The sequence below is a fragment of the Gloeothece verrucosa PCC 7822 genome (genome assembly GCF_000147335.1).
Taxonomy (GTDB): Bacteria; Cyanobacteriota; Cyanobacteriia; order Cyanobacteriales; family Microcystaceae; genus Gloeothece; species Gloeothece verrucosa.
On sequence record NC_014501.1, the window covers coordinates 2,536,615 to 2,555,052 of the forward strand.

Annotated in this window: 15 protein-coding genes; 9 read left to right on the plus strand and 6 right to left on the minus strand. The window is 40.9% G+C overall.

Annotated elements, in window-relative coordinates:
• The first annotated feature begins 34 nt into the window (after positions 1 to 34).
• From CYAN7822_RS11090 to CYAN7822_RS11110, 5 genes are all read left to right on the plus strand, one after another.
• Positions 35 to 1,384 (plus strand): APC family permease, encoded by a 1,350-nt coding sequence (locus tag CYAN7822_RS11090; protein ID WP_013322356.1) that lies wholly within the window; start codon positions 35 to 37, stop codon positions 1,382 to 1,384.
• A gap of 50 nt (positions 1,385 to 1,434) precedes the next feature.
• Entirely contained in the window at positions 1,435 to 2,661 is a 1,227-nt protein-coding gene (locus CYAN7822_RS11095; RefSeq protein WP_013322357.1) for a hypothetical protein, read from the plus strand.
• A 332-nt stretch (positions 2,662 to 2,993) separates the two neighbouring features.
• Complete coding sequence (locus CYAN7822_RS11100; RefSeq protein WP_041933210.1) at positions 2,994 to 3,965, plus strand: diguanylate cyclase; 972 nt, start codon at positions 2,994 to 2,996, stop codon at positions 3,963 to 3,965.
• The gene (locus tag CYAN7822_RS11105; protein ID WP_013322359.1) at positions 3,958 to 4,743 is read left to right on the plus strand and encodes a transporter substrate-binding domain-containing protein; all 786 of its coding nucleotides are present in this window, start codon (positions 3,958 to 3,960) and stop codon (positions 4,741 to 4,743) included. Before CYAN7822_RS11100 ends, CYAN7822_RS11105 begins: the two co-directional genes overlap by 8 nt.
• 181 nt (positions 4,744 to 4,924) lie before the next feature.
• Positions 4,925 to 5,455 carry a tetratricopeptide repeat protein gene (locus tag CYAN7822_RS11110; RefSeq protein WP_013322360.1) on the plus strand — a complete coding sequence of 177 codons (531 nt, stop codon included), beginning with the start codon at positions 4,925 to 4,927 and terminating at the stop codon, positions 5,453 to 5,455.
• Between the two features lie 65 nt (positions 5,456 to 5,520).
• Here CYAN7822_RS11110 and CYAN7822_RS11115 read toward each other — a convergent pair whose 3' ends face one another.
• The 6 genes from CYAN7822_RS11115 to CYAN7822_RS11140 form a co-directional block, all read right to left on the minus strand.
• Positions 5,521 to 6,732 carry a serine hydrolase domain-containing protein gene (locus CYAN7822_RS11115; protein WP_013322361.1) on the minus strand — a complete coding sequence of 404 codons (1,212 nt, stop codon included), beginning with the start codon at positions 6,730 to 6,732 and terminating at the stop codon, positions 5,521 to 5,523.
• A 328-nt stretch (positions 6,733 to 7,060) separates the two neighbouring features.
• Complete coding sequence (locus CYAN7822_RS11120) at positions 7,061 to 9,517, minus strand: pentapeptide repeat-containing protein (protein ID WP_013322362.1); 2,457 nt, start codon at positions 9,515 to 9,517, stop codon at positions 7,061 to 7,063.
• 115 nt (positions 9,518 to 9,632) lie between these two features.
• Positions 9,633 to 10,121: a Uma2 family endonuclease gene (locus CYAN7822_RS11125; RefSeq protein WP_013322363.1), complete on the minus strand. Its 489-nt coding sequence runs from the start codon at positions 10,119 to 10,121 to the stop codon at positions 9,633 to 9,635.
• A 211-nt stretch (positions 10,122 to 10,332) separates the two neighbouring features.
• Positions 10,333 to 10,737, minus strand: a complete 405-nt coding sequence (tnpA, locus tag CYAN7822_RS11130; protein ID WP_013322364.1) for an IS200/IS605 family transposase — start codon at positions 10,735 to 10,737, stop codon at positions 10,333 to 10,335.
• A gap of 225 nt (positions 10,738 to 10,962) precedes the next feature.
• Positions 10,963 to 11,889, minus strand: a complete 927-nt coding sequence (locus tag CYAN7822_RS11135; protein WP_013322365.1) for a protein kinase family protein — start codon at positions 11,887 to 11,889, stop codon at positions 10,963 to 10,965.
• A 374-nt stretch (positions 11,890 to 12,263) separates the two neighbouring features.
• Positions 12,264 to 14,462, minus strand: a complete 2,199-nt coding sequence (locus tag CYAN7822_RS11140) for a phosphoketolase family protein (RefSeq protein ID WP_013322366.1) — start codon at positions 14,460 to 14,462, stop codon at positions 12,264 to 12,266.
• Positions 14,463 to 14,659: 197 nt separating this feature from the next.
• On the opposite strand from CYAN7822_RS11140, the gene CYAN7822_RS11145 reads away from it, so the two are divergent.
• From CYAN7822_RS11145 to CYAN7822_RS11160, 4 genes are all read left to right on the plus strand, one after another.
• Positions 14,660 to 15,127, plus strand: a complete 468-nt coding sequence (locus CYAN7822_RS11145) for a Panacea domain-containing protein (protein ID WP_013322367.1) — start codon at positions 14,660 to 14,662, stop codon at positions 15,125 to 15,127.
• Between the two features lie 169 nt (positions 15,128 to 15,296).
• Entirely contained in the window at positions 15,297 to 15,542 is a 246-nt protein-coding gene (locus tag CYAN7822_RS39410) for a hypothetical protein (RefSeq protein ID WP_245602731.1), read from the plus strand.
• A 26-nt stretch (positions 15,543 to 15,568) separates the two neighbouring features.
• On the plus strand, positions 15,569 to 16,342 hold the full coding sequence (locus tag CYAN7822_RS11155; protein ID WP_013322369.1) for a DUF6816 family protein: 774 nt from the start codon (positions 15,569 to 15,571) through the stop codon (positions 16,340 to 16,342).
• A gap of 134 nt (positions 16,343 to 16,476) precedes the next feature.
• Positions 16,477 to 18,279: an aspartate kinase gene (locus tag CYAN7822_RS11160; RefSeq protein ID WP_013322370.1), complete on the plus strand. Its 1,803-nt coding sequence runs from the start codon at positions 16,477 to 16,479 to the stop codon at positions 18,277 to 18,279.
• The last annotated feature ends 159 nt before the right edge of the window (positions 18,280 to 18,438 follow it).

Genomic DNA, 18,438 nt, shown 5'->3' on the forward strand with positions numbered 1-18,438 from the left:
TAACCATGAGGAGTGAGCCTGTCTCATAAGTGCCATGACACGAATAGACTCTGTTAATAATGAACGAGAATCTCTCTCAGTCAATGTAGGTTCTTCTCGCCAAATCACGCTATTTACCGCTACCTGCCTTGTGATCGCTAATATGATCGGAACAGGTGTATTCACGAGCTTGGGATTTCAAGTGGTGGATATTCAATCAGGTTTTACTTTATTACTGCTTTGGTTTGTCGGTGGTATTTTTGCTCTGTGCGGTGCCTTGTGCTACGGAGAGTTAGGTGCAACTATGCCGCGTTCAGGAGGAGAATATCATTTTCTTTCTAAAATTTATCATCCTGTGGTGGGATTTTTATCGGGATGGGTATCAGTAACGGTAGGATTTGCCGCCCCCATCGCTTTAGCAGGAATGGCTTTGGGCAAATATTTATCCAGTGTTGTACCAGGCTTAAATGCCACTGTGGTCGCTATTGTGGTAGTGATTGCTGTTTCCCTAATTCATAGTACAAATTTAAAAGCCGGTAGTTCCTTTCAACAGATATTTACTATCTTGAAGGTGCTTTTAATTGTTGTCTTTATTGTTTGTGGATTAGATTTAGCTACCCCAACAGGGATTAGTTTTACACCGGCGACAGAGGATATGTCGCTGATTTTTAGTTCTCCTTTTGCGATTTCCCTGTTTTATGTCACTTATTCCTATTCGGGTTGGAATGCGGCGGTTTATTTAGCCAGCGAGGTGAAAAATCCTGAAAAAACTTTACCTCGTGCCCTATTTTGGGGAACCCTGGTGGTTATGGCCTTGTATTTATTGTTAAATTTTATCTTTTTGTATAGCACTCCCCTGAATAAGTTAGCCGGGCAGTTAGAAATTGGCTATATTGTGGCTGATCGAATTTTTGGTTCGTCCGGGGGAAAATTGATGGCTTTGCTGATTTCTTTGGGCTTAATTTCTTCAATTAGTTCAATGATTTGGGCCGGACCGCGTGTGACTCAGGCTATTGGTGAGGATATCCCCCTCTTCAAACTTTTAGCCCGAAAAAATCGTTATGGTGTCCCCGCTTATGCCATTTGGTTTCAACTAGCGATTATTCTCGTTTTGCTGATTACTTCGACTTTTGAAAAAGTGGTCACTTATTTAGAATTTACCCTGATCCTGTCTTCTTTTATGACGGTGTTAGGGGTCTTTGTTTATCGCCTACGTTTTCCTAATCTTCCTCGCCCTTACTCTACCTGGGGCTATCCCATTACCCCCTGTATTTTTCTTGGCATTGGTCTATGGATGTTGTATTTTTCTTTTCATGCTAAACCGATAGAATCTTTAGCAGGATTAGCAACTATTGCTCTGGGTTTACCGATTTATTATTTTGCCTCTAAAAAGAAATTAGCATAAGTGATTTAATTTTCACATAATCCCCTTTTTTTATCTCAAGTATAAAAGCCATGAAAAAAACATTCACCTCTTTTATTGTCACCCTCGGATTGTTGGGTTTATTACAATCTTGTGCGAGTGTTGAACAAAAGAAAGCTGCGACGGAAAACTCTGCCTCATCGCCAAACGCTCTCCAAACAAGCACCGGTTCAGAAGCCACCCAAACGGCCGCTAAAGTTGAATCAATCTCCTCTCAAGAACCCCCAAAACAGTTTGATGAGGCGAAAGCTAAACGCTTAACCGATACGGCAAGATTACTCGCCGGGATGAAAGTTGAAGATAGCAGCGAATTAGCTAAAATCCAAAATATGGATGTTTGGCAAAATCATCACCATACTTTAGAAAATTCTTGGGCACAATTAAATAAACAACAACTTTCTAAAGTGAGAAATTGGTCAGATAAAGAACTCTCGGCAATTAATAGCACTTCCCCAACGGTTTTTTATCCTTTTAGTGGTCCGGACTTTCTCTATGCTTATTCTCTTTTTCCCCAAGGAAAAGAATATATCATGATTGGCTTAGAACCGGTGGGAACAATTCCAACTCTTTCTGCCACCAATACGGGTCAGGTGTATCGAAAATTAGCTGAAGCCAGAAACTCTCTTTATGCCCTGCTTAAGTTTAGTTTCTTTCGTACTAATGATATGAAACAAGACATGGCTAACCAGGGTGTTATCCCAGTTCTCTATACCTTTTTGGCGAGAACAAATAATCAAATTCTCGATGTAGAATTGGTGGGAATAGATAAACAGGGGAATGTTCAAAAAATGGCTAAAGGCATGGTGCCAGGCGTGAAAATTTATTTTGTTCCCCAAGGAGAAACTACCCCAAGGACTCTTTATTATTTTTCAACGGATTTATCTAATGATGGGTTAAAGAAAACTCCTGAATTTGCGGAATTTGTCAAGAAAGTTAATAGCCCTGTGACTTATTTAAAAGCCGCTTCTTATTTAATGTATAATGATAGCTTCTCGACCATTAGAAATGCAATTCTAACTCAAAGTAATCATGTTTTACAGGATGATTCAGGAATGCCTGTGAAATTTTTTGCTCAACAAAAATGGAATTTGAAGTTTTATGGGAATTATACTCAACCCATCGGTTTATTTAGTAACCGTTATCAGCCGGATTTACACAAAATTTATCAAAGCGGTAAAAGTATTAAGCCGCTCAACTTTGGCATTGGCTATAAATTTGGGGTTAACGAGTCTAACTTAATGTTGGCTAATCATAAATAATAGCGGCAAAAAAAATTTTTCATAGCTTATGAGGTGGGTTAGTGCAATCCACCTTTTTTGATCAGTTATGACTTCATATAGGAAAATTAGATTAGACCAATTCACGTTAAGATTGCTACAGTTCGGTTTTTGAGCCGCCATTAACAAGCGAGTAATCCAGGAAAAAAGGATCACCGAGAATTTAAAGGACACTAGAAAAGTGGTAACAGGGTGCTTGGCTAATGGAGTGCGCCAGAGAAAAAAATTATCTGAAGCTTGACTTGTACTGTTATATCTTAAAAAAAGAATATATATATCAAGGCAGATACTTAAAGAGCGCTTACAATGACTATATGAATAGCCAGTTAAACAAAATTAAACCTTTTAACCCAGAAGATTTTCTAATTTTAGTCGTCGATGACCTTAGTAAAAATTTACAGCTTGTGGTTGATATTCTTGATCATTCCGGCTATGCAACGACCTTTGCTACCAGTGGACAGCAGGCTTTTGAACGAGTCAGAACTGCCCATCCAGATTTAATTTTACTGGATTTGATGATGCCAGAAATGAACGGCTTACAGGTATGCGAGAAGCTAAAATCTAATCAAGAGTATCAAGAAATTCCCATTATTTTTCTGACGGCTAGTGATGAAGAAGGAGATCTTTTAGAAGCATTTAAACTAGGGGCAGTGGATTATGTGACTAAACCTTTTAGGGCGGCTGAATTACTCGCACGAGTGAAAAATCATTTAGAATTAAAACGCACTCGAGATGAACTGAAAGCGGCTTATGCTCAACTGGAACTATTAGTTAATATCGATCCCTTGACGAATGTGGCTAACCGTCGTGCCCTTTTTAAGTTCGGCGAGCAGGAATTGTATCGCGCTCAACGCTATCATTGTAGCTTTTCTATCTTACTTATTGATCTAGACTACTTTAAACACATCAACGATTCTTATGGTCATGCGATGGGGGATACAGTCCTTAAAATCGTTTGTAATGCTATCAATAATAGTATTCGCCAAATAGATCTTTTAGGCCGTTTTGGCGGTGAAGAGTTTGTGGTGATTTTACCAAAAACTAAACTGAAAGAGGCTATCATTGTAGCAGAACGCATCCGCAAGACGATTTCTGAACTTTCCTTGCTCGTTGGCCAAAAAACCCTAAAAATAACCGCTAGTATCGGATTAGCCACTTATAATCAAAAAGATGCAACGCTTGATGAGGTCCTCCACCGGGCAGACAAGGGACTATATCTAGCAAAAGAACGGGGACGTAATCAAGTGGTGATTTATGACCTTAATGAGCCTCAAGAACATGATTAAAAGCCAAAAACTGTTAAACTTGAGTTTAGCCATCGCTTTAATGACTCTAGGGTTATTTCCTTGGGCATCTACTAGAGCCGCTTCCTTAGAAGAGATTATTCATCGAGGTAAACTGATTGTCGGGGTTAAAGATAATACACGACCCCTAGGATTTAAAAACGAGCAAGGAAACCTGCAAGGTTTTGAAATTGATGTGGCTCAACGTCTGGCTCAAGAATTATTAGGCAGTGCGGAGGCGGTGATTTTACGTCCGGTAAACAATTTAGAACGTTTACAAGTGGTCATTGATGGGACGGTGGATATTACTATCGCTAGAGTAACAGATACATCTTCCCGCTCTAGAGTGGTGGACTTGAGCATTTATTATTATTTGGATGGGACAGGGTTAGTGACGAAAAATCCCCTAATCCGAAATAGATTTGATGCGGCTTCCTCCCGAGTTGCCTTGTTGAACAACTCCAGTACCATTGCGGTGATTAAGTCGGAAATGCCTAACGCCAAATTGATTGGAGTAGACTCTTATGAAGAAGCGTTAAGTCTTTTAGAATCGGGCCAAGCCGATGTTTTTGCGGGAGATAATAGTATTTTAGCGGGTTGGGTGCAGGAATATCCCCAGTATCGACAGTTACCAGTCCGTTTATCCGGAGAAGCCTTGTGTGTGGTTATGCCAAAAGGATTACAATATAAAAGCCTACACAATCGTGTTAATGATGCGATTGCCCGTTGGCAAAGGTCCGGATGGTTACAAGAAAGAGCAACCTATTGGGGACTACCTTAAACAGTCAATAGTTATTAGTGGTTAGTCATTAGTCCTTAGTCAATCCTGTAACAGTTAATCGTTAATCTAGTCATTAAACAACAACCAATGATCAATGACGAATAACTAATGACCAATGACTAATGACCAATGACTAATGACCAATGACTAATGACCAATGACTAATGACCAATGACTAACTATGGATGAATCTCTACCGGTAATTTATATCTCTGTATTAGTGCTGTTATTATCAGTGACAGCGATCTTTCTATTTCGCCAAATTTTCAAAACGCGACGACTTGAAAACACTTTTTCCCGTCTGCAAAAAAAACTCCAGAAGGAAAAAGGAACGGCTAAGGAATATTATGAGCTTGGTAGCCTTTATCTGGATAAAAAGTTATATGTTCAGTCTGTCAATCTCTTTCAAAAGGCTTTAAAAGCTGACGATGATATCGAAACGGAAAATAAGGCGTTAATTTATAATGCTTTAGGGTATACTTATTATGCTCAAGAGCAGTATGAGTTGGCTATCCGTAACTACAAAGAAGCGATTAAACTCTATCCTGAGTATGTGATCGCCTTAAATAATTTAGCCAATGTTTATGATAAAAAACAGATGGCGGCTAAGGCGTTAGAAACTTATGAGGAAACTCTTAAGGTTGACCCTAATAATAGTCTTGCTAAACGCCGGGCTGAGTCGTTACGTAAGCGCTTTGTTGAGTCCAAGTAATAGGGTTATTCTCGGGTTTTAGGTTGGGATGAAACCTAACCTACTCAAAGGTTTTAACTTAACCATCAATCAAAAACCGACTTCAAACCATCGAAGGCGATCTCTACGGGATCGATCCCTTCCTCGTTTGCCAGCACTATCGCGGTAGCGTCTCCAGAGCGCAAATACAACATTGCTGAGACAAAACCGTAAGCACTTCCCGTGTGTCCGACGGCTTCCCCGTAGGGAGTATTGAATTGCTCTATCCCTAGTCCGTATCCTTTGACTCCCATGATGGTGTACTCGCTAATGCCAAATACTGCGCCCGCATCTTTTCTGATAAAAGTCAACATTTCCTGAAGTAGCGACGGCGATAGTAAACGTTTCTCGACCAATAAGCAGTGGAGAAACTTGCTTAAATCTTCGGCAGTAGACATTAATGCGCCATCCCCCAAACCGTTTCCATCGTTGACGTTTACCTGACTATGTAACTTTCCCGCCCCATCCACTGTGTAACCAGTGGCCACGTTTGCGGCTGGGGATTCCCAGAGTTCAGTATAGGTGTGCTTTAGACCGCAAAAATTTAAGATTCGCTCCCGGGTCACCTCAGCTAGGGTCGCTCCTGTTATCCCCTCGATGATTAACTGTAAAAGAATATAGTTAGAATCGGTATAGGCGAAGGTTTTCCCGGGTTGGTCCCGGGGCGGCCTATCGAGGATAAACTGAATGGCCTCGTGTGCTGTCCAGGGATGAAACCGGTCCCGATTTTTGGCGGCGTTGACAAACCCTTTGGTGGAAAGATATTCTGCTACCCCACTGGTATGATTTAACAATTGCCGCACTGTGATTTCGCTGCTGTAGGGTAGGTGATCGCTGATATCTTTGGGTAAATAGCCCGCAATCGGCTGATCAAGCTTAATTTTATTTTCTCCTACCAACTGTAACACAATTACCGCCACAAAAGTTTTACTGGTACTAGCGATGGAAAAGGCATCATCTGGTTGTACCTGTTGTCCGGTCTCCAGACTTCGCAGACCCGCTCCTCCGCTCCACACTCCCTTTGGGGTAGAAAGATACATGACCAGACCGGGAACATGATCGCTGGTCACCTCTTGCTCCAAAATCTCCTGTAATTTGGCGTTGGAAAATAGACTAGCAGAAGGTCGTGTTGGACTGGCGACCGAGGGTTTGATTGCTTGTTCTTTACCTTTGAATAAACCTAACAATCCTCCCGCAAACAGTCCCGATAGCACCAGAAGAAAGCGACCGAAAGAACGTCTCGAATAAACTTTTTTCATTAGTCTCCCTCCTAAATCAATCAGTTGAAGTCAATACCAAGGAGCCATCAATGTTTAGTTGCCCTCTTCTCTCTGGTAGTGCAGCAAATATATTGAAACTGAAACAGACTAAATCTTTCTGTAAAATTTGTATTGATTAATATATATTTTAATTATTATATCATGTATAGGTACTATTTTAGAAAAAAATCAAGCGGTTTTCGGTGATTTTTTTCACAATTTTTTCGATAAATTAACGAAAAATAAGATAACTTTTCGGATTCTACTCCACAGATATACCTAGAGTATTTTGATGAGTGAGGCGGAGGTTTATGCCGTGTGATGATTGTTATGATAATTTAACATTATTCAAATCTGTATTGGTGAGGTCAGCTTCGGTTAAATCTGTGTTTTGTAAGTTAGCGCCTTCTAGGATGGCTCCCATCAATTTTGCTTTTCTTAAACTGGCTCCTTTTAAGTTAGTATAGCTTAAGTCTGCCGCAATTAATTTGATGTGATCTAATTGGGCATTTTCCAAATTTGCTCCTCGTAAGTTTGCTCCTATTAAATTGGCTCCCTTTAAACAGATGCCGCTTAATTGTGCTTCTTGTAAGTCGGCATTGCGAAAGTTTCTCCCTCCTAAAGCATATCGTTTTAATAATTCGCCGGCATCAGTGACGTTTATTTCTCGTTTGGGAGGACGAGTAAAGGTAAAGCTAAAAGTATCCCCACTCCCAATAACTCGCCGCATTTCATCATACATCACATAGTCTCCAATTCCACTGATTTTAACCCATGCTCTGGCCCGCGTTAAGGCGACAAATAATTGATTGCGTAAATAGATATTACTTTCGTCTTTGGCCACTTGATCTAATCCTACTATATAAACTAAATCTGCTTCATGACCTTTGGCACGATGAAGACGAGAAATAGTAACAGCACCTTCACACCAAAATTGATTTGGGTTGCGTTGGTCGGGTTCCGGTTTTAATATATTACTATCTGAGCTACCCGGAATAAATATATCTATTCCTTGTCTCATTAAAAAGGTGGCGATATGAGTTTCTAGCCGCATAGCTTCATAAAATGTGCCTAATACAATGACTAAAATTTCTCGACATGGCCTTAACCCTTCATATCTAAAATTATGAATAATTTGACTGGCTAAACTGCTGATTTCTGAGGAGCGAGAAGCGTGTATTTGAAAGTCAATTATTGAACCTTGCCAAAGTTCGGGAATGGGGTTAGGTGAGTTTTCTCGAGGACGTTTTAGGGTGATTTTTTGCCCCGGAATAAATTTTCCTTCCACTTGATAACCGATGGCTTCCCATTCTGCTTTTCGAGTCATGCCGGTTAACATTCCTCCTGTGCGTAATAAGCCCATACTGATGCCGTGTGCAGCCGTTATAATGGGATGAGGGGTGCGATAAGTGCGCCGCATGATTTCACTTTTTTTGATGTTATTGGGATATTTACCGGTGACAAGATGACCTAATTTTTCGCCGAATAATTCACTGGCGGTAGGGATTTTTAAACTGTCTAAACTTTGCGCCTCATCATAAGCCCATATTAGCCGCTTTTGTTGGGGGTGTAAAGGGTCAGCAGAGCGTAGTGCTTGATAAGCCATCCAGTAAAAGGGCTGTTTATCTTCAAATTTATAATTATCCACAATTAAGTCTTGTCCTTCGTCGATTAAAATTGCATCAAATATTTGGGGAATGGCGGTTTCTTTTAAGAGTTGACTACAAGCTTCTGCTAAGGCTTCATTGGGTTGCTGACTGCTGGTATTTTGAACGGTAAGAGGGGCAACACCAGCGTATTTACATAAGGTACTATAAAGTCCAGGTTGCTGTCTTGAACCCCAAGCATGAAGGATGAGTAAGTTACGGTTTTTGGGGTCGTATTTTTGCTCGTTATTGCTGAAGTATTCTAACCATTTGTCTATCTGTTCTCTGATGGGATGATAGAGACTTCGGGAGAAGAAGACTAGGGCAATTTTCCAGTCAGGATGTTTTAGGTGCATGATGGCGGCTTTTTGGGTTAATAAGACGGTTTTTCCTGAGCCGGCTATGCCTCTAATTCTTTGACATCCTGGGGGAATTTGTTTACTGATGGTTTCTTGTTGGATGTCGAATTCTGAAATGTGTGAGCGCAGTTTTTGTAAGAGTTTTCCTCGGCTTTCCGGTTGAGATAATACTTGATGATTGGGTTGGCAATGTACAGGGTTTCCGGCTAGAATTGATAGTAAGAGTTTCCATTGATTTTGGGTTAGATTAGCTCCTGATGTGAGAGGGAGAGTTTTTTCTATTTGTCCACCGATGAACACAGCCTGTAAAAGATGATTTTTAAAGATGATAGGGGGTGATGTGGGGAGTTTATGATAGTTTTTTTCTTGCCATTGTTGTTCGGTGATGAGGGGTAAGGCGATAAGAACTCTGCCTGTTATTTGATTTTTTAAAGCGGGTTCTTGATGGGTGTATTCTAGTAGGGCAAAGAGTTGATTTTCCGCTTGTTGATAGGGGGAGTTCGAGGAAATATAGTAGTTTTGATATTGCCATTGATGGCCGTTAATGTTGATTATTTGATTGATGGTGATAGATTTGACTTCGATGATGATGATTCCCAGTTCTTGATCTATGATTAAGATGTCGGGTTCTTTACGGAATTTGCCGCTTTTAGAAAAGATGGGATAGCGCCAGTAAGCGATACAGTTTCTATCTTTAAAGGCTTCTTGAATGGTTTGCCATACGATTTGTTCTCCTGTGGTTCCGGGGGTGTCAAGGGTTTCGGTTGTGATAAATTGCATAGGAGACTCGCAGGCTCAAGCCTGGAGCTATACGAGCAAAGCCTGCGTAGGCAGGCTAATATAATTGATTCTAAGTTGTTTGAGGGGGATAAGAAGTTTTTCTTTCTTAAAAATTTTATGATTTCCGAAAACCTTGAATTTGTTTAGGAAAGTTGGGAGCTAATAAAGACTGTTCTAATTCTCCTTGCTGATTATAAAATTTCATGATTCCATTTTCATTACATAACCATACTTCTTCGGCTTTGGCTTCTAAATATAAATTAATTTTGATTTGCATTTCTTCAAGGGTATTACTCGCGCTTATCACTTCTATACAGATTTCGGGCGCAATAGATGCGGCTATTTCATTTTCAATAATTTTTAAGCGTTCATCTGAAGCCCAAACTACATCGGCAACTTTGGTATTATCAGAGGTATTAATTGCACATTCAGGAAAGGCAAATCCTTGCTCTAATATTGAGTTTAATAAATTAGCGATAATTCCTTGATAAAATGAATGTTTAACTCGCGCAGGACTCATGATGATTTGTCCCCATTTATTTAATTCTATTTTAAAGGGTAAGTCTTGTAATTGTTTGTTTTCACAGATTTCTTGCCATTGCATGATTATGTCTCCTTTTTCTGTTCATAGATTAAAACAGGTACTTTTAGTGTTATTAATTTTAGGAGACTCGCACCCGTCTATGGTGGAGCTATACGAACAAAGGCTGCCTACGCAGCCTATTATAATTGATTTTAGTCCGCGCAGGATTGCTCTGTTCGTATAGCGGAACCATAGACGGGTGTAGGAACTTACAAAATGTGAGGCGATGTTATTAAATTTCCCAGTCAGAAATGAGTTGTTTTTGTTGATGATGTTGGGGTTGGTTACGGATGTAGTTAGCTACTTGATCTATGTTGCTGTGACTGACGGTGAAAACTCCATATCCTCCTTGCCATTTAAAGAATTCATTGGGTTTGATTTCATGGGTGATGAGATGGGAAGAACTTCCTTTTGCTTCTCCAATGAGTTTAGATAGGGTTATTGTTGTGGGAAAGTTTGTAAGCAAATGTATATGATCTGCTATGCCGCCTACGGCGATAACTTGACAGTTTAGTTGCTTACATTGTCGGGCGATAGCATTATATATAATTTCTTGAATATCGGGGGTCATTAGGGGTAATCTATCCCATGTTGCCCATACGCAATGTACGTATAATTGCGTAAAATTTCTAGTCATTTTTTTAATAAGATTAATTAGGGTTTTGATATTCTCTCACCCTGAAGGGTGGAGCTATACGAACAAAGCTTGCCTACGCAGGCTCTATATTTTTATTTTATACATTAATGGGGCAGATATGAAAGGATAATTTTGTTATTTTTTGTGTTTTTTTCCATTATTATTTTTAGCCCGCGAAGGCGGGCTTTGTCCCAGTAGCCCCACCCTTCAGGGTGAGGGTATTTATCAGGTTGATGGAATTGCGGCCTTTATATCTTGCCAAAATTTTAGTGCTGTTTGAGTTCTAAATTCAACGTGCCTACGTAATGCTTTTGCTATCGCTTGTCCATAGGGTAGAGGAAGATTTTCTGCCATTTGACGAGGTGATCCCTGAAGAATTTCTTGCTCAGTAAATGGAGGTGTATAACCTAAAAGTACACTCAGCAACAAAAGTCCTGTATGGTAAATATCAATCTGTTTGGTAAGACGGTATTCACCATTATCTTTAATGGCATACTCTTGAGGGTCTAAATATTCTGGTGGAAGCATCCACGCAGCTAATGTTGTATTAAAAATATCGATATCAGCTTCTAAGTTACTAATTCCTAAATCTCCTATTTTAAAAATCCAAACAGGAGTATTATCAGGTAACAGTTTGTCTTTAACTAAATGGACAAATACATTACCTAAATGTAAATCTTTGTGAACATAACCAACTTGATGAATAAAATGGATTGCTTGTAATATGTCTCTTGCAATATAAGGAAATAAATAATCTAAAAAATCATTTTCATATTTGTAAATCTCAATCATTTCTTTAAAGGTACGATGACAACGCTCAAGAATTAAATAAAAAGTATTTCTGTATTCAAAGCAATCATAAATATAAGTAATATTTGGATGACGAAGAGTTATTAATTTATTTAGTTCTTTTTCCCAATCTTCTCGAACTTTTTTATAAGTTTGATTATTGGGTTTCAGAACTTTTGCTACAAGCTCATTTCCCCACTCATCCCAACATTCATATACATTTCCAAAATTTCCGTTATTTATACGCTTACCAATTATATATTGATCTTTAGAGTCATTATTTATAATGATTTCACCCTTTTTAGGTGACTGAAATTTTTTAGGTAATGGCCATTCTAGATCGCTAAACAACTTGATTGTCATAAAAAATTACTTTAAGATTATGCCTTATTTAGAATTCCCCATTTTCAAGATCTTTTTACTGCTGGCAATATTTCTTTACACAAGCCAAACCTAACCTGAGAGACTCTCACCCTGAAGGGTGGAGCTACACGAACGAAGGCTGCCTACGCAGCCTCAATAATCCTACTTTATTTCCAATTTAGCCCGCGAAGGCGGGCTTTGCCCGTATAGCCCCACCCTTCAGGGTGCGGGCGCAGGTAATCTTAGCCAAAAACTAGCCCGCGTAGGCGGGCTTTGTTCGTATAGCCCCACCCTTCAGGGTGAGGGTGTCATAGCGCGGGTATCAATATGGGTATAAACGTAGGTTAACCGCGTAACCCAACGGCAAAAACCAACTAACCCACCAACGAGAGCGCCCGTTTAGTAAGTGCTTCAGCAGTCAACCCATTAAACGCCATAATTTCCCCAGCGCTTGCGGTAGTTTCCCCGCGTTTCCAGGCAAAAACATCTCGTTTCGAGGTACTGCGTAACATCACCGGTTCTAACATAGCGCTAGTGCCGCCAGTAACCCCAATTAAAGCATCACCGCCAAAAAGACGTTCAAACCCTTCATCATCCAAGAAATGACTGTCTGCATCTGTGCAAGTATGCCACATCACATCATCAGGACGATACAAGCGGCGGGGACTAATAACCGAAACGATACGCACCCCTATACCTTGGTCTTCCAAATGTTGCGCCGCATCAAAAACTGGAATAAGCGTCATATCCCCAACAACAGCAAAAACCACCTGTTTCTTGCCTTCGGTTTCATGCAAGACCACACCCCCATCTTGCAACGCTTGACGGGTTTGGTCAAAAGTGGTTCTCACCGGTAATGCAGACTTACTGGCCGTAATAGTAATACCCTTATTTTTCGTGCCTAACGCCCACTCATAACAGACCTGAATACTATTAGCATCACAAGGGAACAAGGGGAAGATATTCCCGTTACGCATCATCGCCGCAAAATAATTTTCAATTTCAGGGCGTTGGTGAGTCCATCCGTTGCGCCCTTGTTCTAGCGCCCCGGCAGTAAATAGCGTTATTGTAGAGGGAGTCGGGCGGCGTAACTCGGCCATTGCTTGAGTGACAGTTTGCCATATCGGTAACCCATTGATAGCAAAAGACTCATAAGAACACCATAACGTACGAGCGCCGAATAACGCTAACCCTACTGCTAACCCGGCACAAGCATCTTCACTCAAAGGTTCATAAACCTGTCCTTGGGGACCCTGATAATAAATATCATCAACGGTAGGGTGAACAATTTTTAAACCCACATTGATGTTATTAATACCCGATGCCGCATTTCCATCGGCATTAGTAATGACAAAATTGGGGTCTTTTTTGCCCACATGAACGACTAATTCACCCATTGCTGTTGTAGCAACTTTTTTATCCCCTTTAACTGCATATTCCGTTAAAGGTAACTCGCCTAACTCGGGTAAAGGTAACTCCTTCTCGGTTACTACATGATGAGATGCCGGGCCACCAGCAGAACGTTCAAAATTGGTTCTTACCAAGTCCCAAGCTTCAGGAGATAAGGCCCGTTCCTTGAGCGCATTCACGATATAATCTTTTTCTAAACTATCTCCTGGATATAAATTATGAGACTGTGCCCCGCGTTTGTGAACCCCTGCACCTTTGAGTTGTTTAACAATAAGAACGGTTAATTTGCCGCTAAAAGCAGACTTAGCCGCTTTATCGGTGGCTTCTAAAACTGCTTGGGTAAAGGCTAAACGTTGACTAAAAGAAAACTTGGTACTATCTACATATTCCCCGGGTTGGTTAGCATTATCAAAGTCTTTCGCATTGACTAAGATAACCTCTTGGAAACCATTCCCTTGCCAATATTTAATCATCTCTTCGTTGGGTTTCGTGGATACCATACTGTGATGTTCTTGAGAGTATCCATTCCACACCAAAATAGGCAGAAAATTGGTCACATCCGGATAGGCAGTATGGAAATGAGCAAAACTACTCATGATATAGGGTTCTCCTAAGCCGCCATCCCCAATAGTGACCGGAAAAAGCACATCCCGATGTAACTTCGCCCCGGCCATAGCAAAATGCTGTCCTTGTCCAAGGGGTCCGGCTGGGTTGAGGAGTCCCGGAATTTGTCCCGAGAGGTGTCCTAGGAGTCCGTGCATTTCTCGGAAACGTTCCCCCAACTGTTGCACGGTATGAATTCCCATGTCTTCTAGAGAGCGGTCAAGGAACATGGTACTGTAAAATCCGGGGGCATGGTGTCCCACTTCAGTGATAATATTTTTGTGCCCTAGCATGACCAAGGAAGCAATGGCCTCAGCAATAGAAGCAAAACCCCCGGGGTGTCCTGACTCTTTTGTGGCGGTGGTTTGTAGGGTTAGATAACGTAAAGCATCAGCCGCTAATAGGGTTTGATATACTGCTACTGGGTCATCCGCAGAAGCTACCGCACTTTGTCCTTCTTTTATCGCGGCTTGTTTTCCATACTTTTCAAATTCGGGTAATGGCTGCCCAAAATGTTTTACCCCTTGACAAAATTCGGGAATTGCTGTACCTATAGTCATGTTTACCCCTTAATCTAACGGCAAGTATAAAATAAATCTTACAGGTTTGGGGGAAAGTCCTGAGCAGTTATATTTCTGTTGAGGATGAATAATCATCTATGGGTTGTATTGAAAGATAAAAAGAGAAATCTGATCGCTTTATGAAAGTTGTATAATATAAATGTATGCTTAGATAAGTTTATTATCGGAGGACAGGTATGCCAAGTTGCTATAAAATAGCACAATTTTTTATTCGTTATGCTCATGAAGCAGGCTCACTTCTGACTAATCTTAAGCTACAAAAGTTAGTTTACTATGCTCAAGCTTGGCATTTAGCTATTCATGGTAGTCCTTTATTTGAAGAAGATTTTGAAGCTTGGGTACACGGACCAGTCATTCCTGAACTTTATCAAAAATATAAACAATATAAATGGAATCCTATTAGTGAAGACGTTGATAAACCCGTCTTATCTGAGGAATTAGAAGAGTTTCTTGAAGAAGTTATTGATGTATATTTTTCTTATGATGCCTATGAATTAGAACGAATGACTCACTGTGAAGCTCCTTGGATTGAAGCTAGAGGAGCAATTCCTATTGATGAGCCTTCTAATGCCATAATTACAAAGGAATCTATGAAAACCTATTACGCAACTCGTGCCGAACTCGAAGAAGAAGTCAAAAATTAAGCCTACACAAATTTCCCCAAAATCACATTCTGGGATTAAAGCTTATCAACTTAACCCCCCTGAAGGACTTAGTTTCTCTTATAAATATTTAGATACTGAACACATTAAATTTACTATTAAGCACAAGGATATTAAATATTTAACGACTCTTTTGGAAAGGTTGAGGGATTTGTCTAAATTAACGGCTCAAGAGTTAAGAAATAATCCGAATAAAACTCTTAGATGTCATGAAATTAACTGGGAAGATACTACCGAGTCAGGCTTTGGTATAAAAGGCGAAGAACAACTGGTAGATCAACCTTACCAGTTTTCATTATCTGCTAACCAATATGGAAGAATTCATGGATTTTTTATTGAAGAAATATTTTATATTGTTTGGCTAGATCCCGATCATAAGCTTTATTCAAAAAAATAAGTTTTGTATAACCCTAATCAAAACCGATGAAATTTTTTCTAGCAATAATATTAACAATCTTTTTCCTAATCAGTCATCCTATCCCAAGCCAAGCCGCCAGCTTAAAGGAACGCTTGCTTCAATATCCCCAATGGACAACTAAACCCACCCTAAAAGAAGCCAAAGAAGATTTAATTTATCCTGACTGGATGGAGGGAACCTGGAAAGTTAGCAGTATATTAGTGGATCAAATTGCCCCATTAGCCCCAGAAATTGTGACACCCGGATTTGAAAATAGCCGCCAATATATAAATCAACCCATTGAGTTTGAGGTACGTTTTCAAAAAAATCATACTTATCATAATTATAAGTCATTCTTACCAAAAATTGCGAACAAAAAAGCTTCCATCGTCGCTGATCGAGAATTTAACTCATTAAATATAGCCAAAGCCTACTTAGGAGGGCAAGGAGTGTTAAAAGTTAAAGTCGATCCCAACAATCCCAATCGTCAAATCATCTTTTTACCCGAAAACCGCCAGATTATTTATAGTATAACCAAACGAGACAGCCAAACCCCAACTCCCCATCAATTTATCAGCAGCGAACTGACTCAGCAGATGTTTCGCAGCGAAAGTAGTATTTACTTAAACGAAGTAGAAACAACTACCGCTTATCAATTACTCGAGTCAGGGGATATAAAAGCCCAACAAGTCACCGCCATCTATTTATCGCCAAAAGACCCCCAATATTTTCAAGCCGCCCGTTCTCCGGTCAGTTTGTATCACTATGAGTTACAACTCGCGAAAATCGCTTCCCCCTAGCCGCATCCAGCGAAAAACCCGATGTCAACAGACACTCAAAAAAGAATCTAAAGATATCCAGATTTTCGGCCAAATTTTTGATACCTTAAATTATGATTAACGTCTGATTTCCCAGTCGGAAAACAAGCAAGACTATGGCTCTAATTGTTCAAAAATATGGTGGTACCTCTGTCGGTTCAGTAGAACGTATACAAGCTGTTGCCCAACGAGTTAAAAAAACGGTTGATAGCGGCAATACAGTGGTGGTGGTTGTCTCGGCGATGGGCAAAACAACCGACGGTTTAGTCAGTTTAGCAAAAGAAATTTCCCCTAACCCCTCACGCCGGGAAATGGATATGCTTCTATCGACTGGGGAACAAGTGTCTATTGCCCTCATGAGTATGGCGTTGCAAGAGTTAGGACAACCCGCTATCTCAATGACCGGGGCCCAAGTGGGAATTGTTACCGAAGCTGAACACAGCCGCGCCCGCATTTTGGAAATTAAACCGGACCGTATAGAAGGCCACCTCAACGGGGGTAAAGTCGTCGTCGTAGCCGGTTTCCAAGGCATCAGCAATATCGATGAGTTAGAAATCACCACTCTGGGGCGAGGGGGTTCAGATACCTCTGCCGTCGCTTTAGCCGCCGCCCTCAAAGCTGATGTTTGCGAAATTTATACCGATGTTCCCGGCATCTTAACCACTGATCCTCGCCTGGTGCCAGAAGCCCAGTTAATGGCCGAAATTACCAGTGATGAGATGCTAGAATTAGCCAGCTTAGGGGCAAAAGTCTTACATCCAAGGGCCGTAGAAATTGCCCGTAATTTTGGCGTTCCCTTGGTGGTTCGTTCGAGTTGGAGTGATCACCCAGGCACCCGCGTTATTTCCCCGATGCCTAAACCCCGGTCTTTAGTGGGGTTAGAAATTACACGCGCCGTCGATGCCGTAGAATGTGACCCCGATCAGGCTAAAGTGGCTTTATTACGAGTGCCCGACCGCCCCGGTGTGGCAGCCCGTTTATTTAGCGAAATTGCCCATCAAAAAGTCGATGTAGACTTAATTATTCAGTCGATCCATGAAGGCAATACTAATGATATTGCTTTTACGGTGGTGAGTGATGTTCTCACCAAAGCCGAAGCTGTCGCCGAAGCCATCGCCCCCGTTTTACGCATCCATGCAAATAGTGAAGAAGCTGAAGTATTAGTGGAAAAACAAGTGGCTAAAATAGCGATTGCTGGCGCAGGAATGATCGGTCGTCCGGGGATTGCCGCCAAGATGTTTACCACCCTAGCCGAAGCCGGAGTCAATATTGAAATGATCTCCACTTCGGAAGTCAAAGTCAGTTGTGTGATCGCTCAAGAGGACGCAGATAAGGCAATTCAAGCCCTGTGTCAAGCCTTTGAGGTGAATAGTTCACCCGTCGATACTGAAAAACCGGTAGCTGAAAATGCTCCCCCTGTGCGCGGCGTGGCCTTAGACCGTAATCAGGCCCGGGTAGCCATTCGTCATGTTCTGGACCGTCCGGGGATGGCGGCGAAAATTTTTAGTCTCCTGGCCGAGAAAAATATTAGCGTAGACATGATTATTCAGTCTCAACGCTGTCGCATTGTGGAAGGACAACCTAGACGCGATATTGCTTTTACCGTAGCCGTTGGGGATGCCTTAGTGGCTAAAGCCGTATTAGATAAGGTGGCAGAAAGCCTCGGCTATGGTGAAGTGATAGTAGATACCGATATCGCTAAAGTTAGTATCGTCGGCGCGGGAATGGTGGGACAACCCGGGGTGGCGGCTAAGTTTTTTGCGGCTTTGGCCCAGGAAAAAATTAATATTCAGATGATTGCTACTTCGGAAATTAAAATTAGTTGTGTGGTGAGTAAAGAAGAAGGGGAAAAGGCCCTAAAAGTGGTTCATGCGGCCTTTGAGTTGGCGGGTAAGGAAAGAGTAGAAGTGCCCGCTTAATCAATCTTAATGAACAAATATTATCAGTGACGTTTAAGTAGGATGTGTTGATCACGCATCCTATTGCTTTTTGAAAAAATGCTTAAATTTTTATTAAATCTCTTAACTGTCTTAACTGTCCTTGCATGAGTCAGACAAAGATAATAATATCTCTTAAAG